Raw genomic sequence first — 983 nt, 5'->3', positions numbered from 1 at the left:
GACGATTACCTTATAAAACCCTTCGCATTTTCTGAATTGCTGGCCCGCGTCAGAACGCTGCTGCGAAGAGGGAGCACAGCCCCCTCCCAAACCCACATGAAATTGGCGGATCTTGAGGTTGACCTGCTCAAGCGCAGGGTTGTCCGTGGAGGCAAACGTATAGATCTCACAGCCAAAGAGTTTGCGTTACTCGAATTGCTGCTCCGTCGTCGAGGCGAGGTTCTCCCCAAGTCACTTATTGCTTCCCAAGTTTGGGATATGAACTTCGACAGCGATACCAACGTCATCGAGGTCGCGGTCAGGAGGCTCAGAGCGAAGATTGATGATGATTTTGAGGTCAAGCTGATCCACGCCTCTCGGGGGATGGGTTACATGTTGGACGCACCGGACTCGGGGTCGGAATGAAGCGAATGTCACTGACTACCCGCATGAGCCTGATGTTCATGCTTGCTGTAACAGCTGTGCTCACCGTCGCCGGACTCAGTTTTAACAACCTTAGCCGGCATCACTTCAAGATGCTGGATCAGCAGGCGCTGAACGAAAAGCTTCACTCGACGCAAAGAATTTTGACTGGGTTGAATAGCATTGATCAGTTCAGTGATGTTAAGCCCGAGCTGGAGGCGCTGCTTGGTGCTCATCGTGATTTGACAGCACTTATCATCGATGGTGACGGCAAGCTCCTGTTTGCTGATCCTGGTCCGATCGTAGTGCCGGAAGACTACCGAACAATCACAAACAGCAATGTCTGGGAGTGGCGAGATGAGGAGCAGGTATTTCGAGGAGTGACGGCACAAGCCATTGTGACAGGGCAAGACAAGCCATTGACCGTGATGTTGATCTTTGATGTTACTCAACATATGGCTTTCTTCGAGACGCTTGAACGCTGGTTTTGGATAGGGCTGGTGATCAGCGCGCTGGTCAGTGCTGCACTGGGCTGGATGGTCGCGAGTAGTGGCCTACGGCCCTGTCTCTTATACACATCT

1 protein-coding gene and 1 pseudogene are annotated in these 983 nt (G+C 52.4%); both read left to right on the top strand.

The genetic code is table 11. The features are described from left to right. Positions 1-405, top strand: a 405-nt coding sequence (locus tag B6S09_RS18200) for a winged helix-turn-helix domain-containing protein (RefSeq protein ID WP_211281104.1), incomplete at its 5' end; no start/stop codon positions are given. Then, a pseudogene (locus B6S09_RS18920) lies at positions 402-983 on the top strand (hypothetical protein); the annotation flags it as partial. The gene B6S09_RS18200 and the pseudogene B6S09_RS18920, both read left to right, overlap by 4 nt.

The organism is Oceanimonas baumannii (genome assembly GCF_002245495.1).
Taxonomy (GTDB): Bacteria; Pseudomonadota; Gammaproteobacteria; order Enterobacterales; family Aeromonadaceae; genus Oceanimonas; species Oceanimonas baumannii.
This window is presented reverse-complemented; position numbering and strand designations above follow the sequence as displayed.